Genomic DNA, 25,155 nt, shown 5'->3' with positions numbered 1-25,155 from the left:
ACAGATCGGTTTAAGTCCAAAATTATTCTTTGATGGTGACGACGATGCCGGCACCGACGGTGCGGCCGCCTTCACGGATGGCGAAGCGCAGCTTCTCTTCCATGGCGATCGGCACGATCAGCTCGACATCGACCGTGATGTTGTCGCCGGGCATCACCATCTCGGTGCCTTCCGGCAGCGACACGATGCCGGTCACGTCGGTGGTACGGAAGTAGAACTGCGGACGGTAGTTGGTGAAGAACGGCGTGTGACGGCCACCTTCGTCCTTGGTCAGGATGTAGGCTTCGGCCACGAACTTCTTGTGCGGCTTCACCGTGCCGGGCTTGGCCAGAACCTGGCCGCGCTCGACACCTTCACGGTCAACGCCGCGCAGCAGCGCGCCGATGTTGTCGCCGGCCTGGCCCTGGTCGAGCAGCTTGCGGAACATTTCCACACCCGTGCAGGTCGTCTTGGTCGTCGGACGGATGCCGATGATTTCCAGCTCCTCGCCGACCTTGACCACGCCGCGCTCGACGCGGCCGGTGACGACCGTGCCACGGCCCGAGATCGAGAACACGTCTTCGATCGGCATCAGGAACGGCTTGTCGAGGGGGCGAACCGGCGTCGGGATGTAGGCGTCGACCTGAGCCATCAGCTCGCGGATCGCGTCCTCGCCGATCGTCTTGTTCGAATCTTCCAAAGCAGCCAGCGCCGAACCCTTGACGATCGGAATGTCGTCGCCGGGGAACTCGTTCTTGGTCAGAAGCTCGCGAACCTCGAGCTCGACCAGTTCGAGCAGCTCGGCGTCGTCGACCTGGTCGACCTTGTTCAAGAACACCACGATCGACGGCACACCGACCTGACGGGCCAGCAGGATGTGCTCGCGGGTCTGCGGCATCGGACCGTCGGCGGCCGACACGACCAGGATCGCGCCGTCCATCTGCGCGGCACCGGTGATCATGTTCTTCACATAGTCGGCGTGGCCGGGGCAGTCGACATGGGCGTAGTGGCGGTTGGCCGTCTCGTATTCGACGTGCGCCGTCGAGATCGTGATGCCGCGCGCCTTCTCTTCAGGTGCCGCGTCGATCTGGTCATAGCGCTTGTATTCGCCAAAATACTTCGTGATCGCCGCCGTCAGCGACGTCTTGCCATGGTCAACGTGACCAATCGTGCCGATGTTCACATGAGGCTTAGTGCGCTCGAATTTACCTTTTGCCATGTGATGTCTCCATTTCCTGCTCGCCCATGCGGGCTTTGAATTGCGTTACCGCGGCAGCTCTTTCGAGTTACGCGTACTTTTTCTGGACTTCCTGAGCGACCGCGGTCGGGACCGGCTCGTAGTGATCGAACTGCATCGTGTAGGCCGCGCGGCCCTGGCTCATCGAGCGCAGGTTGTCGACGTACTTGAACATATTGGCGAGCGGCACCATCGCGTTGATGACGACGGCCACGCCACGCGCTTCCTGACCCTGGATCTGGCCACGACGGCCGTTCAGATCGCCGATGACGCTGCCGACATAGTCTTCCGGCGTCACCACCTCGACCTTCATGATCGGCTCGAGCAGCTGCACGCCAAGCTTGGGGGCTGCTTCACGGAAGCAGGCGCGGGACGCGATTTCGAAGGCCAGCACCGAGGAGTCGACGTCGTGGTAGGCACCGTCGATCAGCGTCGCCCTGACGCCGATCATCGGGAAGCCAGCGAACGGGCCAGCGCCCATGACGCTCTGGATACCCTTTTCGACGCCGGGAATGTATTCCTTCGGCACCGCGCCGCCGACGATCTTGGACTCGAACACGAAGTCTTCGCTCTCCGAATTCGGCTCGAACACGACCTTGACGCGGGCGAACTGGCCGGTACCGCCGGTCTGCTTCTTGTGCGTATAGTCCTGCTCGTGCTTGCGGGTGATCGTCTCGCGATAAGCCACCTGCGGCGCGCCGACATTGGCTTCCACCTTGAACTCGCGGCGCATACGGTCGACGATGATGTCGAGATGCAGTTCGCCCATGCCGGAGATGATGGTCTGGCCGCTTTCCTCGTCGGTCTTGACGCGGAAGGACGGATCCTCGGCAGCCAGGCGGTGAAGGGCGAGGCCCATCTTTTCCTGGTCGTTCTTGGTCTTCGGCTCGATGGCGATCTGGATGACCGGATCGGGGAATTCCATGCGCTCCAGGATGACCGGGTGCAGCGGATCGCACAGCGTGTCGCCGGTGGTCGTGTCCTTGAGGCCAGCCAGGGCGACGATGTCGCCGGCAAAAGCTTCCTCGACGTCGGCGCGCGAATTCGCATGCATCTGCAGCATGCGGCCGATGCGCTCCTTCTTGCCCTTGACGGTGTTGTCGACCGAGACGCCCTTGGTGAGCTTGCCCGAATAGATGCGGGCAAAGGTCAGCGAACCGACGAACGGATCGTTCATGATCTTGAAGGCGAGCATCGACAGCGGCTCGTTGTCGTCTGCGTGACGCTCGATCTCGGCGTCGGTCTTGGCATCGACACCCTTGATGGCCGGAACGTCGGCCGGCGACGGCAGGTATTCGACAACGGCGTCGAGCAGCGGCTGCACGCCCTTGTTCTTGAAGGCCGAGCCGCAGAACATCGGGTAGAACTTGACCGCGATCGTGCCCTTGCGGATCAGCGAACGGATCTCGTCGTTCGACGGCATCTTGCCTTCGAGGTAGTTCTCGAGCGCCGTCTCGTCCATTTCGACGGCGGCTTCGATCATCTTCTCGCGGTACTCTTCGGCACGCGCCTGAAGGTCGGCCGGAATCTCGACGACGTCCCAGGCAGCGCCCAGCGTCTCGTCGCGCCAGACAAGCGCGTTCATCTCGACGAGGTCGACGACGCCCTTGAATTCGGTCTCGGCGCCGATCGGCAGCTGCATGACGACGGCCTGCGCACCAAGGCGCGAGCCGATCATCTCGACCGAGCGGTAGAAGTCGGCGCCGATCTTGTCCATCTTGTTGCAGAAGATCATGCGCGGCACACGGTACTTGTCGGCCTGGCGCCAGACGGTTTCCGTCTGCGGCTCGACACCGGCGTTGGCATCGAGCAGCGCAATGGCGCCGTCGAGCACGCGCAGCGAACGCTCGACTTCGATGGTGAAGTCGACGTGTCCGGGAGTGTCGATGATGTTGAAGCGGTGCATCTTGCCGTCACGGCCCTTCCAGAAGGTCGTGGTGGCGGCGGACGTGATGGTGATGCCGCGTTCCTGCTCCTGCTCCATCCAGTCCATGGTGGCAGCGCCGTCGTGGACTTCGCCGATCTTGTGCGACTTGCCCGTGTAATAGAGGACGCGCTCGGTGGTCGTCGTCTTGCCGGCGTCGATATGCGCCATGATACCGAAATTGCGGTAGTCTTCGATTTTGTATTCGCGGGCCATCGTAGCTGCCTCTCAGTCCTGTTCGCGCTTTACCAGCGGTAGTGTGCGAAAGCGCGGTTGGCTTCAGCCATCTTGTGGGTGTCTTCACGCTTCTTGACGGCCGTGCCGCGGTTGTTGGCCGCGTCCATCAGCTCGCCGGAAAGGCGGTCCACCATGGTGGTCTCGTTGCGGTTGCGAGCGGCAGCGATCAGCCAACGGATGGCCAATGCCTGGCGGCGCTCGGGGCGCACGTCGACCGGAACCTGGTAGGTGGCGCCGCCGACGCGACGCGAACGCACTTCCACATGCGGCGCGACATTGTCGAGCGCCTGATGGAAGACGGTGACCGGCTCCTGCTTGGTCTTCGACTGGACCTGGTCGAGCGCGCCATAGACGATGGTCTCGGCGACCGACTTCTTGCCGTCATACATGACGGCGTTCATGAACTTGGTAACGATCAGATCGCCGAACTTCGGGTCCGGATTGATCTCACGCTTTTCTGCACTGTGACGACGGGACATGGCTTTTGTCTCTCAATCTCTCATAGCCCGGCGCAGTCAAAAAAGCGCCAAAGCCGGAAAACCTTACTTCGGACGCTTCGCACCGTATTTCGAACGGCGCTGCTTGCGGTTCTTCACACCCTGCGTGTCGAGCACGCCGCGGATGATGTGGTAGCGGACGCCCGGAAGGTCCTTGACGCGGCCGCCGCGGATCATGACCACGGAGTGCTCCTGAAGGTTGTGACCTTCGCCGGGGATGTAACCGATCACCTCAAAACCATTGGTCAGGCGGATCTTGGCCACCTTGCGCAGCGCCGAGTTCGGCTTCTTCGGCGTCGTCGTGTAGACGCGCGTGCAGACGCCCCGCTTCTGCGGGTTCTGCTGCATGGCCGGGACCTTGTTGCGCTTCACCGGCGCTATGCGCGGCTTGCGGATCAGCTGGTTGACGGTAGGCATTAAACCCTCTTGTCTCTCAATTCCGTGTCTCGCCCGGTCAGGGCCGCTCAAAGCGTCATTTCCATACGCAAATTCGGGCCACAAACCGCGCCTCGCGGTCTTGCCCGAACAAATGGCAGAGGAAGCGGAAACCGCTTCGTGCACGCCGGAAATGTCTTTTCGCTCGTAAAACGAACCCTGTTTGAGGCAAACTCCAAAGCGTGTCGCTTCGGAAAGGAGAGCCTCACATCGGTTCTGACTGGGCGGCTTCTACTCGTAAGCCCGCGAACCGTCAACCCCGCAGTGGCAAATATTGCATCGAAGCCGGGCTTGGCAGCCATGCGAAATCCGCATGTAATTTTCTTTCGCCAATTTGCAAGGCCGAGGAAGAAAGTGACCGGCTTTCGGCTTTTGCGCGCCCTCGCTTCATGCGAAAAGGCGCCATGAGCGGCCGAAGCCCCCTCGTCATCCCTTCACCAAGAGGAATCAGCTCGTGAACGACAATGACGAACGTCCAGTCACCATCATCACCGGCCGGGTGTGGAAGCGGAAGGGCGGCAAAGTGGAAGGCGTGCATGTCATGCTTGTCGCCCCTGACGACGATTCGGCAGTGCGCCGCGCACTCGAATCGCTTGCGGCGGAAGGTTACGCCGAGGCCGAACTCGACCAGATCGGCGACATGGACGGCGTGCCCGACGACGAGCCGCACCTGTCGGCCTACCAGGGTGCGCTCGAAGGCGAAGTGTCGATCGTCACTTTCGACGAGCCGATCTGAGAATCAGGCACCCCTCGCCTTTCGAATCGGCGCCAGCCCCCTTCCGGCGGAAGAAAAAGTTGGACGCTGCAGTTTCGGCAAAGCTGGCTGACCGTCCAGCTCTGGCTTGTTCGGGGCAAGTGTTCTGATAAGAAGCGCTGATCACCACCCAACGGACGGAGCGACCGTGTCCCAGCCCATAAAGATAGGCATCGTCGGCGTCGGCAAGATCGTCCGCGACCAGCACCTTCCGGCCCTGGCGAAAGACCAGGACTATCGCCTCGTCGCCGCCGCCAGCCGCCACGGCAAGGTCGAAGGTATTCCGAATTTTCCCACCATCGAAGCTATGCTCGACGCGGTGCCCGAGCTTGAGGCCGTATCGCTCTGCATGCCGCCGCAGTTCCGTTACGACGCCGCGCGCACCGCGCTCGAGGCAAAGAAGCATGTTTTCCTGGAGAAGCCCCCTGGCGCCACCGTCAGCGAGGTCGAGGATCTAAAGGCGCTCGCGGCAAGACAAGGCGTCTCGCTGTTCGCCAGTTGGCACTCGCGGTATGCGCCGGCGGTGGAGGCCGCACGCGGGTTCCTCGCATCGACCCGGATCCGCTTGGCGGCGATCGTCTGGAAAGAAGACGTGCGCCGCTGGCATCCGAACCAGGACTGGATCTGGGCGCCAGGCGGCTTCGGGGTCTTCGATCCCGGCATCAACGCGCTGTCGATCGCGACCCACATCCTGCCGGCGATGTTCATCACCTCGGCCGTGCTCGACTTTCCCGAAAACCGCGCCGCCCCGGTCGCGGCGCAAGTCGCCTTCCGCACCTCGAACGGATTGCCAGTGACGATGGAGCTCGACTGGCTGCAAACCGGCCCGCAAAGCTGGGACATCCTTGCCGACACCGACGCGGGAAAGATGGTACTTTCAGGCGGCGGCTCGAAGCTCGCCATCGACGGCCAGGTCGTCCATGAGGAACCGGAAGCCGAATACCCGATGCTTTATAAGCGCTTCGCCGAGATCGTGCGCGCCGGAACCTCCGACGTCGACCTCGCGCCGCTGCAGCATGTCGCCGACGCCTTCATGCTCGGCAAGCGCAATGTGGTCGACGCGTTTTTCGACTGATTCTCCTATCGTTGCGTGATCCGATGATCACGCAACGATAGCTGGCTGCAACAATCAATCCCTGGCTCGGCAACCTGCGCGCTTGATCATGTCGGCAATGATCAGCGGGGTCGCCGGCGTTTGCGACCAGTTGTCCTGACGGGGTGCGCCTGCTTCAAGGGCGGCGCGCACCGAGCCCGTGTCCAGACTGAAAGATCTCCGGCAGGACACTGTGCGTGAAGCGTTGCCGATCGTATCGACAATCGCGCCGGCGGCTTCACCAACCCCAGCGACATAGGCGACGAGCGTTTGCCTGGCGATTGGACTGGAGTTGGCTTTTTCGATCATCTCCATCACCTGCCCCACCGATATCCGACCTGTCGCTGTCGACGGCAGAGCATGGGCCGAAAAGGGCGTCACGAGCGCCACCATGAACCCGATGGCGGCAACGGCAATCTCGCGTTTAACGGAAGGCATTGGTAGCTCCTGTTGAATCAAATGTTGACATCAATCATTATTATGCATAAATTTATTATTGTAAAACGATAATTTCTTTCTGAAAGCGAGACAGTGATGATTGACCCCGCTATCACGGACCCAGATCGTCAGATGAGATTGAGACGCATCCGCCTTCTCAGCCTTGTGCTGGCAAGATGCTTCGTTGCGTTGGCAATACTGCTGAGCCTCGGTCTGCTGTTCTACTGGCTCACCGCCTCTGGTGCCTCGATCGCCGCAGATGCAGACATCCCTCAGGCGTGGCTGAATGAATTCGGCCTCGGTCGAAGACTGGCGGGGTTCGCGATCTCGTTCGTGCCGCTCACCTGTCTCGTTTTCGCGCTGATGGCAGCCCGACGTTCCTTCCAGGCCTTCGCGACCGGAGACTTCTTCGGCCAGAACGCCGTCAGGAGTCTGCGGTATTTCGGCCTCGGGCTGTTGGCGTCCGCCTTGCTGAAACCAGTTTCAGGGGCAGTGTTGTCCGTTCTGTTGAGTTTGGACGCACCTGCCGGCCAACACCGGCTGGCGCTTGGTATCGACAGCGACACGCTGCTGACCTTGCTGAGCGCCGGTATCATCGCGGTGATTACCTGGGTCATATCGGAAGCATCCGTGCTCGCCGACGAAAACGCGCAGTTCATCTGATAAGGATCAGCTCATGCCCATAAGGGTTAGGCTCAATGTCGTCCTCGCCGAACGAAACGTGAAGTCGAAGGACCTCGCCGAACATGTCGGCATCACCGAAGCCAACCTTTCCCTTCTGAAACAGGGAAAGGTCAAAGGCATCCGGTTCGACACGCTGGAACGCATCTGCGAATATCTTCACTGTCAGCCGGGTGACCTGCTCCGCTTCGAGGCGCTGCCCGAATAAAGAAAAAAGGCCGCCGGGTTGCCCCGACGGCCTTGTTGCCTGAGATCTCTTGCCGCCGCGCTTACTGCGCGGCGTTTGTCAGATCGGCCAGCATCGGCTCGGCGACTTCCACACCGGAGGCCTTGCGGCGCTCATCGATGATCAGTTCGTCGCGCGAGGTGGCGATGCGCCGGATCTGGCTCATCGTGCCGCCGGTACCGGCCGGGATCAGCCGGCCGACGATGACGTTTTCCTTCAAGCCCTGCAGCATGTCGGTCTTGCCGGCAACCGCGGCTTCCGTCAGCACCCTGGTCGTCTCCTGGAAGGAGGCGGCCGAGATGAAGGACGGCGTCTGCAGCGATGCCTTGGTGATGCCCAAGAGCACCGGCTGACCTTCGGCCGGCTTCTTGCCGTCCTCGATCAGGCGCTCGTTGACCTCTTCCAGTTCGATCACGTCGACGTGGTCGCCCGGAATGTAGGTCGAGTCGCCCTGCGTGGTGATCTCGACCTTCTGCAGCATCTGGCGAACGATCACCTCGATGTGCTTGTCGTTGATCGACACGCCCTGCAGGCGGTAGACTTCCTGGATCTCGTTGACGAGGTAGGACGCAAGTGCCTCCACGCCCTTGATCGCCAGGATGTCATGCGGCGCCGGATTGCCGTCGAGGATGTAGTCGCCCTTCTCGATGACGTCGCCGTCCTGAAGATGGAACGGCTTGCCCTTCGGGATCAGGTACTCGACCGGCTCAAGCGTCGAGTCGTGCGGCTCGATGATGATGCGGCGCTTGTTCTTGTAGTCGCGGCCGAAGCGGATCGTACCATCGATCTCGGCGATGATGGCGTGATCCTTCGGACGACGTGCCTCGAACAGTTCGGCAACACGCGGCAGACCGCCGGTGATGTCCTTGGTCTTGGCGCTTTCCATCGGGATACGCGCCAGCACGTCGCCGGGACGGACCTGCGCACCCGGCTCGACCGAGAGAATGGCCTCGACCGAGAGCAGGAAGCGGGCATCGCCGCCCTTCGACAGCTTGCCGACCTTGCCCTTGGCGTCCTGGATGGCAATCGCCGGCTTGAGGTCGTTGCCGCGTGGCGTCGAACGCCAGTCGATGACCTCACGCTTGGTGATGCCGGTCGATTCGTCGGCCGTTTCCTGCACGGAAATGCCGTCGACCAGATCCTCGTACGACACCTTGCCCTCGATTTCGGTGAGGACCGGGCGGGTGTAGGGATCCCACTCGGCGATGCGCTGACCGCGCTTCACCTTGTCGCCATCGTCCACGAAGATGCGCGAACCATAGGTGACACGGTGCGTGGCGCGTTCCTTGCCGGCTTCGTCGAGGATCAGCACCGCCATGTTGCGGCCCATGACCATCTGCTGGCCGTCGGAGTTGCGCACCACGTTGCGGTTGCGGATCTCGACCTTGCCCTCATAAGAGGCTTCAAGGAACGAAGAGTCCACCACCTGCGCCGTACCGCCCATGTGGAAGGTACGCATGGTGAGCTGGGTGCCCGGCTCGCCGATCGACTGCGCCGCGATGACGCCGACGGCTTCACCCTGGTTGACCGGGGTGCCGCGGGCCAGATCGCGTCCGTAGCAGACCGCGCACACGCCAACCCTGACCTCGCAGGTCAGTGCCGAACGGATGCGGACCGACTGGACGCCGGCCTTTTCGATCAGCTCCACATCACGCTCGTCCATCAGCGTTCCGGCCTTGACCAGAACATCGCCCGACACCGGATGGGTGATGTCGTCGAGCGAGGTACGGCCCAGCACGCGCTGGCCGACCGAAGCGACGACCTGACCGGCATCGACGATCGGCTGCATGGTGAGGCCCTTGTCGGTGCCGCAATCCACGGAGTTGACGATGCAGTCCTGCGCCACGTCGACCAGACGACGGGTGAGGTAGCCCGAGTTCGCCGTCTTCAAGGCGGTGTCGGCCAGACCCTTGCGGGCGCCGTGGGTCGAGTTGAAGTACTCGAGCACGGTCAGGCCTTCCTTGAAGTTCGAGATGATCGGCGTCTCGATGATTTCACCCGAGGGCTTGGCCATCAGGCCGCGCATGCCGGCGAGCTGGCGCATCTGGGTGGGCGAGCCACGCGCACCGGAGTGCGACATCATGTAGATCGAGTTCATCGGCTTCTGACGGCCATTGTCCTCGAACTCGACCGCCTTGATGCGGGCCATCATCTCGTCGGCGACCTTTTCCGAGCACTTGGCCCAGGCGTCGACGACCTTGTTGTACTTCTCGCCCTGCGTGATCAGGCCGTCATTGTACTGCTGCTCGTATTCCTTGGCCAAAGCCTCGGTGTCGGACACCAGCTTGATCTTGGTGTCCGGGATCAGCATGTCGTCCTTGCCGAACGAAATGCCGGCACGGCAGGCATGGGCGAAACCGAGCGCCATGATGCGGTCGCAGAAAATGACCGTCTCCTTCTGACCGCAATGGCGGTAGACGGTGTCGATCATCTTGGAGATGTTCTTCTTCGTCATCTCCTGGTTGGCGGTCTCGTAAGGCACGTTGACGTTCTTCGGCAGAAGCTCGCCGATGATCATGCGGCCAGGCGTGGTGTCATGGATCTTCGACACGACCTTGCCTTCGGCGTCGACCGTGCGGAAGCGACCCTTGATCTTGGCGTGCAGGGTCACCGCCTTGGTCTCGAGCGCATGCTGGAGTTCGCCCATGTCGGCAAACACCATGCCCTCGCCCGGCTCGTTCTGGTTGACGATCGAGAGATAGTAGAGACCGAGAACCATGTCCTGCGACGGCACGATGATCGGCGCGCCGGAAGCCGGGTGCAGGATGTTGTTGGTCGACATCATCAGCACGCGGGCTTCAAGCTGCGCTTCCAGGGACAGCGGCACGTGGACGGCCATCTGGTCGCCATCGAAGTCGGCGTTGAAGGCCGTGCAGACCAGCGGATGCAGCTGGATCGCCTTGCCTTCGATCAGGATCGGCTCGAACGCCTGGATGCCGAGGCGGTGGAGCGTCGGCGCGCGATTCAACAGCACCGGATGTTCGCGGATGACCTCGTCGAGGATATCCCAGACTTCCGGACGCTCCTTCTCGACCAGCTTCTTCGCCTGCTTGACGGTCGAGGAGTAACCCTTGGCGTCGAGACGGGCGTAGATGAAGGGCTTGAACAGCTCGAGCGCCATCTTCTTCGGCAGGCCGCACTGGTGAAGCTTGAGCTCCGGACCGGTCACGATGACCGAGCGGCCGGAATAGTCGACGCGCTTGCCGAGCAAGTTCTGACGGAACCGGCCCTGCTTGCCCTTGAGCATATCGGACAGCGACTTCAGCGGACGCTTGTTGGCGCCGGTGATGACGCGGCCGCGACGGCCATTGTCGAACAGCGCATCGACGGCTTCCTGCAGCATGCGCTTTTCATTGCGCACGATGATGCCGGGGGCGCGCAGCTCGATCAGCCGCTTCAGACGGTTGTTGCGGTTGATGACGCGGCGATAGAGGTCGTTCAGATCGGACGTGGCGAAACGGCCGCCGTCCAGCGGGACGAGCGGGCGCAGGTCCGGCGGGATCACCGGAACCACCTTCATGATCATCCATTCCGGACGGTTGCCGGATTCCATGAAGTTCTCGACGACCTTGAGCCGCTTCAGATACTTCTTCTGCTTCAGCTCTGACGTGGTCGAAGCCAGTTCCGAACGCAGGTCGCCGGCGATCTTTTCCAGGTCCATGCCGGCCAAAAGGTCATGAATGGCCTCGGCGCCGATCATGGCGGTGAAGGAATCCTCGCCATATTCGTCGACGGCGATCATGTACTCTTCCTCGCTGAGCAGCTGGTGCTCCTTCAGCGCGGTGAGGCCAGGCTCGGTGACGATGTAGTTCTCGAAGTAGAGGACGCGCTCGATGTCCTTCAGGGTCATGTCGAGCAGCGTGCCGATGCGCGAGGGCAGCGACTTCAGGAACCAGATATGGGCGACCGGGGCGGCGAGCTCGATATGGCCCATGCGCTCGCGACGGACGCGCGACAGCGTGACCTCGACGCCGCACTTCTCGCAGATGACGCCCTTGTACTTCATGCGCTTGTACTTGCCGCACAGGCATTCATAGTCCTTGATCGGGCCAAAAATGCGCGCGCAGAACAGACCGTCACGCTCCGGCTTGAAGGTGCGGTAGTTGATGGTCTCCGGCTTCTTGATCTCGCCGAACGACCAGGACAGAATCTTCTCAGGGCTGGCGAGCGATATCCGGATGGAATCGAACACCTGCGCCGGCGCCTGGGGATTGAAGAGATTCATGACCTCTTGGTTCATGCCGTTCTCCTTTTCGGGGTCCTCGAAAACCCCTTGCATCTAACGCGGGCCGAATGCCCGCCGTCTTTATCGGCCACTGGCCGTCGAATTCGTTTGGCGCGCCGCAACTTGTGCGGCGCGCCGTAGCCTTACTCGGCTGCGTCGGGCAGTCGAACCGGGGCTTCGTCGAGCTTGGTGTTCTCCAGCTCGACATTGAGGCCAAGCGACCGCATTTCCTTGACGAGCACGTTGAAGCTCTCCGGAATGCCGGCCTCGAAGGTGTCGTCGCCTCTGACGATCGCCTCGTAGACCTTGGTACGGCCGGCGACGTCGTCCGACTTCACCGTCAGCATTTCCTGCAGCGTGTAGGCGGCGCCGTAGGCTTCCAGCGCCCAGACCTCCATTTCGCCGAAGCGCTGGCCACCGAACTGCGCCTTGCCGCCCAGCGGCTGCTGGGTAACGAGCGAGTACGGGCCGATCGAACGCGCGTGGATCTTGTCGTCCACTAGGTGGTGAAGCTTGAGCATGTAGATATAGCCCATTGTCACCTTGCGATCGAACGGCTCGCCGGTGCGTCCGTCGTAGAGCTGCGACTGACCGCTGGTGTGCAGGCCCGCCTGCTCCAGCATGATGTTGATGTCAGCCTCGTGCGCGCCGTCGAACACCGGGGTCGCGATCGAGACGCCGCGGCGCATCTGCTCGCTGAGGCGCACGATGCTCTCGTCGTCATACTCGCGGACCGGCTCGTTGCGGTCGTTGGAGGGCATGAAGCTTTCCAACGTCTTGCGCAGCGGCTTGATGTCGCCGCCCGTCTTGTAGGCGTCGATCAGCTCGCCGATCTTGCGACCCATGCCGGCGCAAGCCCAGCCCAGATGCGTTTCCAGGATCTGGCCGACATTCATGCGGCTCGGCACACCCAGCGGGTTGAGCACGATATCGGCATGTGTGCCGTCCTCGAGGAAAGGCATATCCTCGACCGGAACGATACGCGACACGACACCCTTGTTGCCGTGACGGCCGGCCATCTTGTCGCCAGGCTGCATCTTGCGCTTCACCGCTACGAAGACCTTGACCATCTTCATGACGCCCGGAGGCATTTCGTCGCCGCGCTGGACCTTCTCGACCTTGTCCATGAAACGCTGCTCGAGCGCCTTCTTGGAATCGTCATACTGGCCACGCAGGGCTTCCAGTTCGCTCTGGAGCTTTTCGTTCTCCACTGCAAACTGCCACCACTGCGAACGCGGATACTCGTCGAGCGTGTCCTTGGACAGCTTCGAGCCCTTCTTGAAGCCCTTCGGTCCGGCGATCGCTTCCTTGCCGACGAGCACGTCCGAAAGACGCGCGTAGACGTTGCGGTCCAGGATGGCCTGCTCGTCGTCACGGTCCTTGGCGAGGCGTTCGATCTCCTCGCGCTCGATTGCCATGGCGCGCTCGTCCTTCTCCACACCGTGGCGATTGAACACGCGCACCTCGACGACGGTGCCGAAAGTGCCCGGAGGCATGCGCATCGACGTGTCGCGCACATCGGAAGCCTTTTCGCCGAAGATGGCGCGCAGAAGCTTCTCTTCCGGCGTCATCGGACTTTCGCCCTTCGGCGTGATCTTGCCGACCAGGATATCGCCCGGCTGAACTTCCGCACCGATATAGACGATGCCAGCTTCGTCGAGGTTCTTCAGCGCTTCTTCCGAAACGTTCGGAATGTCGCGCGTGATTTCTTCCGGACCAAGCTTGGTATCGCGCGCCATGACCTCGAACTCCTCGATATGGATCGAGGTGAAGACGTCGTCGGCGACGATGCGCTCGGACAGGAGGATCGAGTCCTCGTAGTTGTAGCCGTTCCACGGCATGAACGCGACCAGCACGTTGCGGCCGAGCGCCAGATCGCCGAGCTCCGTCGAGGGACCATCGGCGATGATGTCGCCCTTGTTGACCCGGTCACCCATGCGCACCAGCGGACGCTGGTTGATGCAGGTGTTCTGGTTCGAACGCTGGAACTTCATCAGCCGGTAGATGTCGACGCCGGACTTGCCCGGATCGAGATCCTCGGTGGCGCGGATAACGATACGCGTCGCGTCCACCTGGTCGACGATGCCGCCGCGGCGGGCGCCGATGGCGGCGCCCGAGTCACGGGCGACGATCGGCTCCATGCCGGTGCCGACGAACGGAGCCTCGGCGCGCACCAGCGGCACGGCCTGACGCTGCATGTTCGAGCCCATCAGAGCGCGGTTGGCGTCGTCGTTCTCCAGGAACGGGATCAGGGCCGCGGCCACCGACACCATCTGCTTGGGCGAGACGTCCATCAGGTCGACGTTTTCGCGCGGCGCCATCATCACTTCGCCGGCACTGCGGCAAATGACGAACTCGTCGACGAAGCCGCCATTCTTGTCGAGCTCGGCGTTGGCCTGCGCGACATGGTGCTTGGCTTCTTCCATCGCCGAGAGATAGACGACGTCATTGGTCAGCTTGCCGTCGACGATCTTGCGGTACGGGCTCTCGATGAAACCGTACTTGTTGACGCGCGCGAAAGTGGCCAGCGAGTTGATCAGACCGATATTCGGGCCTTCCGGCGTCTCGATCGGGCAGATGCGGCCGTAGTGCGTCGGGTGCACGTCGCGCACCTCGAAGCCGGCACGCTCGCGGGTCAGACCGCCCGGTCCAAGCGCCGACAGGCGGCGCTTGTGGGTGATCTCCGACAGCGGATTGGTCTGGTCCATGAACTGCGACAGCTGCGAGGAACCGAAGAACTCGCGCACGGCGGCGGCCGCCGGCTTGGCGTTGATCAGGTCCTGCGGCATCACCGTGTCGATCTCGATCGAGGACATACGCTCCTTGATCGCGCGCTCCATGCGCAGCAGGCCGACGCGGTACTGGTTCTCCATCAATTCGCCGACCGAACGCACGCGGCGGTTGCCGAGATTGTCGATGTCGTCGATCTCGCCCTTGCCGTCGCGCAGCTCGACCAGCGTCTTGACCACGGCCAGGATGTCTTCCTTGCGCAGCACGCGCACGGTGTCCTCGGCCTTGAGTTCGAGGCGCATGTTCATCTTGACGCGGCCGACTGCCGACAGGTCATAGCGCTCGCTGTCGAAGAACAGCGAGTTGAACATGGCTTCGGCGGTCTCGAGCGTCGGCGGCTCGCCCGGGCGCATGACACGATAGATGTCGAACAGTGCGTCCTGGCGGCTCTCGTTCTTGTCAACGTTGAGCGTATTGCGGATATAGGCGCCGACATTGACGTGATCGATGTCGAGTACCTTGATCTCCTGCTCGCCGGTGCCGAGCAACACTTTCAGCGTCTTTTCGTCGATCTCGTCGCCAGCTTCGAGGAAGATCTCGCCGGTGGCGTAGTTGACGATGTCCTCGGCGAGGTAATTGCCGAGCAGATCCTCGTCGGTCGCCTTGATCGCCTTCAGGCCCTTTTCGCCGAGCTGGCGCGCCTGACGGGCGGTGATCTTCTTGCCGGCTTCGACAACGATCTCACCCGTGTCGGCGTCGACCAGGTCGCCGACGGCCTTGAGGCCGCGGAAACGCTCGACGTTGAACGGGATGCGCCAGTGGTCGCCGGCGCGCTTGTAGGTGATCTTGTTGTAGAAGGTCGACAGGATCTCTTCGCCGTCCATGCCGAGCGCCATCAGCAGCGACGTCACCGGAATCTTGCGGCGGCGGTCGATGCGGGCGTGCACGACGTCCTTGGAATCGAACTCGATGTCGAGCCACGAGCCGCGATAGGGAATGACGCGCGCGGCAAACAGAAGCTTGCCCGACGAGTGCGACTTGCCCTTGTCGTGGTCGAAGAAAACGCCCGGCGAACGGTGCATCTGCGAGACGATGACGCGCTCGGTGCCGTTGACGATGAAGGTGCCGTTCAAGGTCATGAGCGGCATGTCGCCCATGTAGACGTCCTGCTCCTTGATGTCCTTGATCGACTTGGCGCCGGTATCCTCGTCGATATCGAACACGATGAGGCGCAGCGTCACCTTCAGCGGCGCGGCATAGGTCAGGTCGCGCTGACGGCATTCGTCAACGTCGAATTTCGGTCCTTCGAACTCGTACTTCACGAACTCCAGCATAGAGGAGCCGGAAAAATCGGAGATCGGGAAGACCGACTTGAAAACAGCCTGCAGTCCCTCGTCAGGACGCCCGCCCTTGGGCTCGTCCACCATCAGGAACTGGTCATAGGATGCCTTCTGAACCTCGATCAGGTTCGGCATCTCCGCAACTTCCGGAATCTTTCCGAAGAACTTGCGTACGCGTCTGCGGCCATTGAAAGTCTGGGTCTGGGCCATCGTCGCTCCTTAGCTCTAAACTCGGGACAAGCCTCGCCGCGGCCCGCCTTGCATACTGAGCCACCTCGGCGGCGGCTCTCTGTCTGTTCTCCGGCAGCCATTCGGCGGCCGGCTAAAACGGGAGAAAACCCGTTTCCTGAAGGCCGGTTCCGGCCCTCAGGAAAGAGGTTCTCGTACATCTCGCGCTACGCGTCCTCCCTCCAGGCGAAGGGAGTGGCGGACGGCGCGAGGCCGCCCGCCGCTTTTACGCTTACTTCAGGTCGACCTTGGCGCCGGCTGCTTCCAGCTGGGCCTTGAACTTGTCGGCGTCGGCCTTGGAAACGGCTTCCTTGACCGGCTTCGGAGCCGCTTCGACCAGGTCCTTGGCTTCCTTGAGGCCAAGACCGGTGATGGCGCGGACTTCCTTGATGACGTTGATCTTCTGAGCGCCGGCGTCGGTGAGGACGACGTCGAATTCGGTCTTCTCTTCAACCGGAGCAGCAGCGGCCGCACCACCGCCAGCGGCGGCAACAGCCACCGGAGCAGCGGCGGAAACGCCCCACTTTTCTTCCAGAAGCTTCGACAGCTCGGCCGCCTCGAGGACAGTCAGCTTCGAAAGGTCGTCTACGATCTTTGCGAGATCAGCCATTGTTGTATTCCTTCGTTAGGTTCGAACGTGTGTTTTTGATAGCGAGGAACGGCCTCATGCCGCCTCGTCCTTCCGGGCGTAAGCGCCGATGACGCGCGCGACCGAGGCCGCTGGCGCATTGACGATCTGGGCGATCCGGGTTGCCGGCGTGGCGATCATGCCAACCAGCCTGGCGCGCAGCTCATCGAGCGACGGAAGTGTGGCGAGTGCCTTCACACCGTCGGCATTGAGCGAGGTGGTGCCCATTGCGCCGCCGAGAATGACAAGCTTGTCATTTCCCTTGGCGAAATCGGACGCGACCTTCGGCGCCGCAATCGGATCCTCCGAATAAGCGATCAGCGTCTGCCCCTTGAACAGGTCGATGATCGATGCGGAGTCCGTGCCCTGAAGAGCGATTTTGGCGAGACGGTTCTTCGCGACTTTAACGGTGCCACCGGCGGCGCGCATTTTCGACCGAAGGTCGTTCATTTGCGCGACGGTGATACCGGCATAGTGGGCCACGACCACTGAACCTGCGCCCGAAAACGCATCATTCAGGCCCGTGACGAGTTCGCGTTTTTCCGCTCTGTCCACTGCCTATCTCCAGTTGACCCCAATCCTGCCAACGGGAACATTCCCATTGACGAGGACAGGCGTCGGGTTGCCTTTTGCCGGCCGGGCCATCCAGTAACGGATCTCCCGAACGACGCTCGAGGATCCTGCCCCCTTTCGCCACATCTACGGCCAAGCCGGCGATGCGCAGACAAAAGGCAAACACGGTTCGAACCTTTCATTGGAGCAGTCGCTCCGTTGTCCGGTCTTCACCCGTCTCATGCAGGCCCACATGAATTAAGGCTTTTGGGCCGCCTGCAATCTCGGACAGGATGTCCGGAAGCCTTTCGGCTTCCGGCACCGGGCCCAGGATAAATCCGAGGCCCGGAATTCTTCGCGGATCAGCTGTTCAACAGCCGATCCAGATGGTCTTAATCAAGACGCTGCAAGCGCCGAGACGTCGAGCTTGAGGCCCGGGCCCATCGTCGAGGTGACCGACACCTTCTTGACGTAGTTGCCCTTGGCGCCAGCCGGCTTAGCCTTGGTCACGGCGTCGGCGAAGGCGCGGACGTTCTCTTCCAGCGCCTTGACGTCGAACGAGACCTTGCCGACGCCGGCGTGAACGATGCCGGCCTTCTCGACGCGGAACTCGACCGCACCGCCCTTCGATGCCTTGACGGCAGCGGCGACGTCGGTGGTGACGGTGCCAACCTTCGGGTTTGGCATCATGCCGCGCGGGCCGAGCACCTTGCCGAGACGGCCGACCAGCGGCATCATGTCCGGCGTGGCGATGCAGCGATCGAAATCGATCGTACCCTTCTGGACGATGTCGACCAGATCCTCCGCACCGACGATGTCGGCGCCGGCGGCCTTGGCCTCTTCCGCCTTGTCGCCACGGGCGAACACGGCGACGCGAACCGAGCGGCCAGTGCCGTTCGGCAGGTTGACCACGCCGCGGACCATCTGGTCGGCATGGCGCGGGTCGACGCCCAGGTTCATGGCGACTTCGACAGTCTCGTCGAACTTGACCGAGGAACGGTCCTTGAGCAGCTTCAGCGCCTCACCCAAGGCGTAAGCCTTGTTGGGATCGATGCCTTCACGGGTCTTCGATACACGCTTTGCAATCTTTGCCATGATCTTAGCCCACCACTTCCAGACCCATCGAGCGGGCGGAGCCCTCGACCATGCGCATGGCCGCCTCGACGTCGTTTGCGTTCAGATCCTTCATCTTCTGCTCGGCGATGGCGCGCACCTTGTCGCGGCCGATCGTGCCGGCCTTGATCTTGCCCGGCTCCTTCGAGCCCGACGTCAGGTTCGCCGCCTTCTTCAGGAAGTAGCTCACCGGCGGCGTCTTCATGACGAAGGTGAAGGACTTGTCCTGGTAGTAGGTGATGACGACCGGTATAGGCGATCCCTTTTCCATCTCCTGGGTCTGCGCGTTGAACGCCTTGCAGAACTCCATGATGTTGATGCCACGCTGACCAAGCGCCGGGCCGATCGGAGGAGACGGCGTCGCCGATCCCGCTTTCACCTGGAGCTTGAGCTGGCCTGCAATTTTCTTAGCCATCTCTTTTCCTGCCTTTGTCTGTGCCGGTGCCCACTATCTGGGAAACCCCGGCGGTTGCAGTCTGGTGGTGCGGTTCGCGCGGCCGGCTAAAGCCACATTCGCCTCCCACCGTTCTCAGGCCGCGCGCCTCCGCGCCGCCTTCCCTGATCGCCAGACCGGCGTCGCCGGCCCAACATCGGGGATTTCGGATCAGCCCTTCTCGACTTGTCCGAATTCCAGATCGACGGGCACGGCGCGCCCGAAGATCGAAACTTCCACCTTGAGCCGCGCCCGCTCCTCGTCCACTTCCTGGACGAAACCGTTGAACGACGCGAAAGGACCGTCCGAGACGCGGATCGCCTCGCCGATCTCGAAGGTGACCGACGGCTTCGGCCGCTCGACGCCTTCTTGCACCTGGTTCAGGATGCGCTGCGCTTCCGCCTCGGTGATCGGCACCGGCTTGGAGTCGCCTAGAAAGCCGGTGACCTTCGGCGTGTTCTTCACCAGCGAGAACACGGCATCGGTCAAATTCGCCTTCAACAGCACATAGCCTGGGAAGAATTTGCGCTCCGCATCGACCTTGCGGCCGCGACGAACCTCGACGACCTTCTCGGTCGGCACCACGATCTGCTCGATATCGGCGGACAGGCCCTTCTGCTTGGCCTTGTTCTCGATGTCCTCGGCGACCTTCTTTTCAAAGTTCGAATAGGCGTGGACGATGTACCAGCGCGCAGTCATTTTTCGACTTCTCCGTAATCGCCGGACTTAACGTCCAATGCCCAGAATCTGTTCGACGGCAAGGCCCATGAGCTGATCGGCGGTGAAGAAAAAGATCATCGCAATCACAGCAAAGGCCAGAACCATGATGGTCGAGATCATCGTCTCGCGACGCGACGGCCAAGTCACCTTGGCTGTCTCCGCGCGGACCTGCTGGAGAAAGACGAAAGGATTTGTGGTTTTCGAAGCCATATGCCGCCTGTCTTCAAGACCCGTTGGCCGGGCCCCCTGGATGATCCCGCTGGCCGGGACGTGCCGCCTGAGCCCAATCTCGCGCCGAATCAGCGCAATCATTTCGCCCATGCAAATCAGACGCGTAAAGCCGGCTTCCCAGCTCCACGCGTCGCGTGTCTGTTTCGTCTACATAAAACCGATTCTTGATCCACGCAAGTGGCAAGTGTCCGCTTTATGACCAAACGCCGCCTCGGAACCATCCAGTCGTTCCGTCCCGGCTATCGCGCTCTTATGCCCCAATCGTCCTAATATGGCAAGCGGGTCGCCGATTTTCAAAGGCCAGCCCGTAAAATATCGTTTGTGATGGCCATTTAGGAAATGGCACGGGCAGCAGGGCTCGAACCTACGACCTGCGGTTTTGGAGACCGCCGCTCTACCAACTGAGCTATGCCCGTATCGTGCGCGCCTCGGCGCAGCAGTGGCTTCCTAAAAGCTTCCGCGCCCTCTGTAAAGAGTGGTTTGCACGCAAACGCGCCTTCATCCCCTTCGCCGGGAATCGGGATAGCCGACGACCAGCCCATCACGGTCGATCTCGAGTTCATGATTGAAGGCGCTGGCGCGGTTCATGGAGACGCCGGCTGCCCTCTTCAGGGCATCAGCCCGACACCTCCCCGCAGATGGAAGCTCACTTTGCGTCCGGCGGCCGGTACGGCCCGCCAGGCACGCCCCAGCCCCAGGCCGGCATCGGCTCGGTCTCCGGATCGCAGGTTTCGCCGAGATTGGAGTTCATCTCGGCCAGCCGCGATCCCCATTCGACATAGCCCATGAAAGCCGAACGGAACTCCGGATCGTCGGGCAGGCCGACGGCATCTGCAGCATCGGCCAGGAGATTGATCCAGCGGCGGCGCTGCTCTTCGGTCAGATGCTTGCCCAGATGATGCATGACCATCTCGCGGTGACCGCCAAAATGTTCGCTGTAGGTCTTGGGTCCGCCGAAGACCTCGCCGATGAAGGCTGCGACATGAGCGGGATGGTCCGGCGACATGGTCTTGAACACCGGGCCGACAATCGGGTCCCGCGCCACCTTGTCATAGAAGGTCTGTGTCAGCCGGTTCAGCGCCTCGCTGCCGCCAGCCCATTCGTAAAGTGTCGGAATGTCCTTGCCCATGACGATCACCTGTCCTCGATCGCCGCTGACGGTAACGGAGCGGCTCGCCCGCCTCAACCTGCCTCGATGGCCAGTCCGACAGACGCGGCGGCGCTATAGTTTGGCCGGCGTGTCGGCCTCGGCGTTGGCTGACGGCACGACCCGGCAATTGTCCGGCCTCGGAACTGACCTGCATATGGTGGCGCCTGTCAGTTCGTCGGCAGAGTGACGCCCCGTCGCCAATCCGAATTTCAGCATCGTTTCCCGATCGATCTTTTGTTGAGACGAGGAGATGGAGAACAGTCCAGGCTTGATCGCCATCTCCTCGAGATACGCCTTGACCTTGTCTTCCAAGCCAAGGGAGCCGACGCTGAGGCGCACGGCCGGGCCGATGAAGCGTCTGACGCCACCGGCAACCATGATCGGACAGGCCGAAGCACATTCAGCCTCCGATTCGATGGCGAGCCCGGTGTGGACGCCGCCATTGGCCAGGCAATCCGCCGAGGGATCGCAATCCGCGAGATCCGTGTGGGCGACGACAATGTCGAGCTTGCGTTCCCGGATCAGCCTGCCTGCGGCAAGCGCGCTCTCGACGTCGCCTCCCAGCGAGTTGATCACGATCGGCAACCGCCGGCCGGCGATGGCATCGAGCGCCTGGCGCAGCTTTTCCGGCGTCTGCGCGGAGATCGAACCCTCCGCCGAGATCCATTCCGGACAGTCGGGATTGCAGAGCGGGTTGCTGCCGCGCACAAGCACGAAGCGCATGTCCGCCTCCTTTGGCGCCGCGGCTACCGTCGGCGCAGGGAGAGCGGGTTTTGCCTGGGCGATCGGGAGATCGGCCGGCCTCGTATCTTTGTCCGTCAGGATCTCCCGGCAATTCGCCGGCATCGGATTCGCCTTGCAGACTGTTCCGGCAGTGAAAAGGTCGACGGTGTCCAGGGACGTGACGAGGTTCATCCGGAGCATGTTTTGGAGAACCAGCTGATGGATTTCGCTGGCCGGCGTGTTCTTCATGGTTATGAACACGCCCTCGCCAATCCCCATCCCCTGCAAATAGGCCGAAAGCTTCTTTTCGACCGCCTTGCTCATTTCATAGGTCTTGTAGCTGCCCGCGTTCTTCCGGCTGACGACCGTAGTGCTGATGATCTTCTTTTTGCCGTTCAGGATCCGGTAGGTGGTCCGGTAGAGCAGCTTCTCGCGCCGGTAGGTGGTGGTGATCTGGTGGACGCCGAGATAGGCGAAGTCTCCAACCACACGGCGAATTCCGCCGGAAAACATCAGCGGGCAGGCAGAATTGCACATGGCGCCGCTGTCATAGGCCATGCCGAAATAGTCGGCGCCCTTGCCCTTGTTATCCCTGCAATTCTTCATCTCCGGCTCGCAGCCGGAAAACACCGTCGTGCCGACGGCGATGTCAAGCTTGTTCTTGCGGATCATCTGGCCAAGCGCCACGGCCGCATCAACATTGCCGCCTGGGGAATTCACGATCACCGGCAATTGCCGGCCTTTGAGCGCCTTGAGCATGCGCTTGAGCAGCAGCGGCGTACCCGCCTCGATGGTGCCTTCCGCCGATATCCATTCCGGACAATTGGGCTCGCAGCCCGGCACATTGCTGCGCACGACGGCGAACCGCATCGGCGGGATGTCCAGCGACTGCTCCTGGGCCTGCACCGCAGGGATAGGCAGCATAAGAGCGGCCAGCAGCACAAGACGGACCAGTGCCCGCAACCACCATGCTTTCTTGTCGAAACAGCGCCCCGGCACCACTCTTGGCAAAGCTCCCTCGGTGCAACCTATACTAGTTGCCGCGATGGCGCTTGCAACAGCTTTCAGGTGCCGGCAAATGTGCCCGACCTGCAGCCATGGCAGAGACGAAAAAGGGCGGCCCGAAGACCGCCCTTTTCTTCTCGATCCGGCTAATGCCGGTCTCGACTATTCCTTGATGGTGACGACGATGCCGGCACCGACGGTGCGGCCGCCTTCACGGATGGCGAAGCGCAGCTTCTCTTCCATGGCGATCGGCACGATCAGCTCGACATCGACCGTGATGTTGTCGCCGGGCATCACCATCTCGGTGCCTTCCGGCAGCGACACGATGCCGGTCACGTCGGTGGTGCGGAAGTAGAACTGCGGACGGTAGTTGGTGAAGAACGGCGTGTGACGGCCACCTTCGTCCTTGGTCAGGATGTAGGCTTCGGCCACGAACTTCTTGTGCGGCTTCACCGTGCCGGGCTTGGCCAGAACCTGGCCGCGCTCGACACCTTCACGGTCAACGCCGCGCAGCAGCGCGCCGATGTTGTCGCCGGCCTGGCCCTGATCGAGCAGCTTGCGGAACATTTCCACACCCGTGCAGGTCGTCTTGGTCGTCGGACGAATGCCGATGATTTCCAGCTCCTCGCCGACCTTGACCACGCCGCGCTCGACGCGGCCGGTGACGACCGTGCCACGGCCCGAGATCGAGAACACGTCTTCGATCGGCATCAGGAACGGCTTGTCGAGCGGACGAACCGGCGTCGGGATGTAGGCGTCGACCTGAGCCATCAGCTCGCGGATCGCGTCCTCGCCGATCGTCTTGTTCGAATCTTCCAAAGCAGCCAGCGCCGAACCCTTGACGATCGGAATGTCGTCGCCGGGGAACTCGTTCTTGGTCAGAAGCTCGCGAACCTCGAGCTCGACCAGTTCGAGCAGCTCGGCGTCGTCGACCTGGTCGACCTTGTTCAAGAACACCACGATCGACGGCACACCGACCTGACGGGCCAGCAGGATGTGCTCGCGGGTCTGCGGCATCGGGCCGTCGGCAGCCGACACGACCAGGATCGCGCCGTCCATCTGCGCGGCACCGGTGATCATGTTCTTCACATAGTCGGCGTGGCCGGGGCAGTCGACATGGGCATAGTGGCGGTTGGCCGTCTCGTATTCGACGTGCGCCGTCGAGATCGTGATGCCGCGCGCCTTCTCTTCAGGTGCCGCGTCGATCTGGTCATAGCGCTTGTATTCGCCAAAATACTTCGTGATCGCCGCCGTCAGCGACGTCTTGCCATGGTCAACGTGACCAATCGTGCCGATGTTCACATGAGGCTTAGTGCGCTCGAATTTACCTTTTGCCATAGTCTCTTTCCTTGGACGGCCTTGACCTTCAGTTCAGTCGAATGCGGGGCGATTAGCGACAAAGGCCAAAAAACACAAGCGTCTTTTGGCCGGGTGCCGTCTCACTCAGTCCGAACCTGGGATCCGATTGCGGGATGTGGCGCTGATATAGGTAGGCTCGGGACGAAATGAAATGGCTTGGTGGCCGGTCGATCGACGCCGCCTCCGCGCTTTCTTTCCCGCCAATCCTTGTCTGGTTCGCGGCCAGTTGATGCCCCATTGCGGTCGCCAGAAAGGTCTGATCTCCTGACACGATGCATTTCCTTCCGACGACCGTTCGCGGCCCGCTGTTCATGATCATCTCGACCGGGTCGTATCTCATCAACGATACGATGATGAAACTCGCGACCGCCGGGCTGCCGTCCTACGAAGTGCTGTTCCTGCGCGGCGCGGCCGCGACGCTCTGGGGCTTCCCGCTGTTGTTCCTGCTCGGCTACGGCAAACAGATCCCGCTGATCTTCGACCGGCGCGTGCTGCGCCGGAACCTGCTCGAGCTGGCGGCGATCCTTTGCTATGTCGTGGCGCTGGCCAACATGCAGATCGCGGATTCCACCGCGCTCGGACAGATCACGCCGCTTTTGATGCTGGTCGGCTCCTCGATCCTGTTCTGCGAGCGCATCGGCGGCCAGCGCATGGCGCTGATCGGGCTCGGCTTCATCGGCGCGCTGATGGTGGCGCAGCCGACCATGCAGGGCATTTCGGTCTACGCTCTGCTGGCGCTCGGCAACGCGGCGCTGGCGGCGGCGCGCGACCTTGCCGGCAGGCATGTGCCGGCGGAGGTGCCTGGGATGATCGTTGCGATTTCCGCCGTCGTGGTGGTGTTGATCGGCGCCGGCGCGGCGCATCTGGCGTCGGAGCGTTGGGTCATGCCCGAGGCCCGTCACCTGCTGCTGATGGCCGGCGCCGGGTTTTTCCTGATCTTCGGCCATTTCTTCATCTTCATGGCCTACCGCGTCGGGCCGACCAGCGCGGTGGCGCCGTTCTATTACTGCTTCACCGTCTGGGCGGTCATTTCGGGCCTGCTGGTGTTCGGGCAGTTCCCCAATACGCTGGCGGTCTGCGGTATCCTGCTGGTGGTGGGCAGCGGGCTGACCATCGTGTCGCTGGATCAGCGCAAGCGCCGGCTGACCGTGGTCGCATAGCGATTGCTCGCTTGACGATGCGAGAACGCCGATCGCCGGCCACGACACGGGCCGGCA

21 protein-coding genes and 1 tRNA gene are annotated in these 25,155 nt (G+C 62.0%); 5 read left to right on the top strand and 17 right to left on the bottom strand.

The features are described from left to right. Positions 1–22: 22 nt before the first annotated feature. The 4 genes from tuf (JT360_RS15400) to rpsL form a co-directional block, all read right to left on the bottom strand. Complete coding sequence (gene tuf / locus JT360_RS15400; RefSeq protein WP_214472503.1) at positions 23–1,198, bottom strand: elongation factor Tu; 1,176 nt, start codon at positions 1,196–1,198, stop codon at positions 23–25. A gap of 67 nt (positions 1,199–1,265) precedes the next feature. After that, a complete protein-coding gene (gene fusA / locus JT360_RS15395) occupies positions 1,266–3,356 on the bottom strand; it encodes an elongation factor G (RefSeq protein ID WP_214472514.1) in 2,091 nt (696 codons plus the stop codon). Positions 3,357–3,385: 29 nt separating this feature from the next. Beyond that, positions 3,386–3,856 carry a 30S ribosomal protein S7 gene (gene rpsG / locus JT360_RS15390; protein WP_008875664.1) on the bottom strand — a complete coding sequence of 157 codons (471 nt, stop codon included), beginning with the start codon at positions 3,854–3,856 and terminating at the stop codon, positions 3,386–3,388. 63 nt (positions 3,857–3,919) lie between these two features. Then, positions 3,920–4,291, bottom strand: coding sequence for a 30S ribosomal protein S12 (gene rpsL, locus JT360_RS15385; protein ID WP_006333356.1), 372 nt, complete (start codon positions 4,289–4,291; stop codon positions 3,920–3,922). A 472-nt stretch (positions 4,292–4,763) separates the two neighbouring features. Between rpsL and JT360_RS15380 the strand changes: the two genes are divergently transcribed. Together JT360_RS15380 and JT360_RS15375 are read left to right on the top strand one after the other, a co-directional pair. After that, on the top strand, positions 4,764–5,045 hold the full coding sequence (locus JT360_RS15380) for a transcriptional regulator (RefSeq protein ID WP_214472513.1): 282 nt from the start codon (positions 4,764–4,766) through the stop codon (positions 5,043–5,045). 166 nt (positions 5,046–5,211) lie between these two features. Further along, positions 5,212–6,138, top strand: coding sequence for a Gfo/Idh/MocA family protein (locus tag JT360_RS15375; RefSeq protein WP_214472512.1), 927 nt, complete (start codon positions 5,212–5,214; stop codon positions 6,136–6,138). A gap of 54 nt (positions 6,139–6,192) precedes the next feature. Here the strand turns inward: JT360_RS15375 and JT360_RS15370 are convergent, their stop codons facing one another. Further along, positions 6,193–6,615: a chlorophyllide reductase gene (locus JT360_RS15370; RefSeq protein ID WP_250888832.1), complete on the bottom strand. Its 423-nt coding sequence runs from the start codon at positions 6,613–6,615 to the stop codon at positions 6,193–6,195. Positions 6,616–6,690: 75 nt separating this feature from the next. Here JT360_RS15370 and JT360_RS15365 point away from each other — a divergent pair, with 75 nt between their 5' ends. Both JT360_RS15365 and JT360_RS15360 read left to right on the top strand, forming a co-directional pair. Next, on the top strand, positions 6,691–7,257 hold the full coding sequence (locus JT360_RS15365; RefSeq protein ID WP_214472511.1) for a DUF2975 domain-containing protein: 567 nt from the start codon (positions 6,691–6,693) through the stop codon (positions 7,255–7,257). A gap of 13 nt (positions 7,258–7,270) precedes the next feature. Next, a complete protein-coding gene (locus JT360_RS15360; RefSeq protein WP_214472510.1) occupies positions 7,271–7,483 on the top strand; it encodes a helix-turn-helix domain-containing protein in 213 nt (70 codons plus the stop codon). Between the two features lie 61 nt (positions 7,484–7,544). Here JT360_RS15360 and rpoC read toward each other — a convergent pair whose 3' ends face one another. The 12 genes from rpoC to tuf (JT360_RS15300) form a co-directional block, all read right to left on the bottom strand. Continuing rightward, entirely contained in the window at positions 7,545–11,741 is a 4,197-nt protein-coding gene (gene rpoC, locus JT360_RS15355; protein WP_214472509.1) for a DNA-directed RNA polymerase subunit beta', read from the bottom strand. A gap of 128 nt (positions 11,742–11,869) precedes the next feature. After that, the gene (gene rpoB, locus JT360_RS15350; protein ID WP_214472508.1) at positions 11,870–16,006 is read right to left on the bottom strand and encodes a DNA-directed RNA polymerase subunit beta; all 4,137 of its coding nucleotides are present in this window, start codon (positions 16,004–16,006) and stop codon (positions 11,870–11,872) included. Between the two features lie 250 nt (positions 16,007–16,256). Then, the gene (gene rplL, locus JT360_RS15345; RefSeq protein WP_214472507.1) at positions 16,257–16,634 is read right to left on the bottom strand and encodes a 50S ribosomal protein L7/L12; all 378 of its coding nucleotides are present in this window, start codon (positions 16,632–16,634) and stop codon (positions 16,257–16,259) included. A gap of 54 nt (positions 16,635–16,688) precedes the next feature. Next, positions 16,689–17,207 carry a 50S ribosomal protein L10 gene (rplJ, locus tag JT360_RS15340; protein ID WP_027146631.1) on the bottom strand — a complete coding sequence of 173 codons (519 nt, stop codon included), beginning with the start codon at positions 17,205–17,207 and terminating at the stop codon, positions 16,689–16,691. 393 nt (positions 17,208–17,600) lie between these two features. Next, on the bottom strand, positions 17,601–18,299 hold the full coding sequence (gene rplA, locus JT360_RS15335) for a 50S ribosomal protein L1 (RefSeq protein ID WP_214472506.1): 699 nt from the start codon (positions 18,297–18,299) through the stop codon (positions 17,601–17,603). Between the two features lie 4 nt (positions 18,300–18,303). Beyond that, the gene (gene rplK, locus JT360_RS15330) at positions 18,304–18,732 is read right to left on the bottom strand and encodes a 50S ribosomal protein L11 (RefSeq protein ID WP_006333334.1); all 429 of its coding nucleotides are present in this window, start codon (positions 18,730–18,732) and stop codon (positions 18,304–18,306) included. A 189-nt stretch (positions 18,733–18,921) separates the two neighbouring features. Beyond that, the gene (nusG, locus tag JT360_RS15325; RefSeq protein WP_013895710.1) at positions 18,922–19,449 is read right to left on the bottom strand and encodes a transcription termination/antitermination protein NusG; all 528 of its coding nucleotides are present in this window, start codon (positions 19,447–19,449) and stop codon (positions 18,922–18,924) included. A 27-nt stretch (positions 19,450–19,476) separates the two neighbouring features. Beyond that, complete coding sequence (secE, locus tag JT360_RS15320; protein WP_027146633.1) at positions 19,477–19,680, bottom strand: preprotein translocase subunit SecE; 204 nt, start codon at positions 19,678–19,680, stop codon at positions 19,477–19,479. Between the two features lie 361 nt (positions 19,681–20,041). After that, positions 20,042–20,117, bottom strand: a tRNA-Trp gene (locus JT360_RS15315). Between the two features lie 230 nt (positions 20,118–20,347). After that, complete coding sequence (locus JT360_RS15310) at positions 20,348–20,830, bottom strand: group II truncated hemoglobin (protein ID WP_214472505.1); 483 nt, start codon at positions 20,828–20,830, stop codon at positions 20,348–20,350. 93 nt (positions 20,831–20,923) lie between these two features. Next, on the bottom strand, positions 20,924–22,576 hold the full coding sequence (locus JT360_RS15305) for a hypothetical protein (protein WP_214472504.1): 1,653 nt from the start codon (positions 22,574–22,576) through the stop codon (positions 20,924–20,926). Positions 22,577–22,741: 165 nt separating this feature from the next. After that, positions 22,742–23,917, bottom strand: a complete 1,176-nt coding sequence (gene tuf / locus JT360_RS15300) for an elongation factor Tu (protein WP_214472503.1) — start codon at positions 23,915–23,917, stop codon at positions 22,742–22,744. A 293-nt stretch (positions 23,918–24,210) separates the two neighbouring features. On the opposite strand from tuf (JT360_RS15300), the gene JT360_RS15295 reads away from it, so the two are divergent. After that, on the top strand, positions 24,211–25,098 hold the full coding sequence (locus tag JT360_RS15295) for a DMT family transporter (protein WP_214472502.1): 888 nt from the start codon (positions 24,211–24,213) through the stop codon (positions 25,096–25,098). Positions 25,099–25,155: the final 57 nt, after the last annotated feature.

Origin of the sequence: Mesorhizobium sp. dw_380 (genome assembly GCF_018588885.1) — a bacterium.
In the GTDB taxonomy this organism is placed as follows: Bacteria; Pseudomonadota; Alphaproteobacteria; order Rhizobiales; family Rhizobiaceae; genus Mesorhizobium.
Note: the sequence above shows the minus strand (reverse complement) of the source record. Positions and strands in the feature narration are given on the sequence as shown.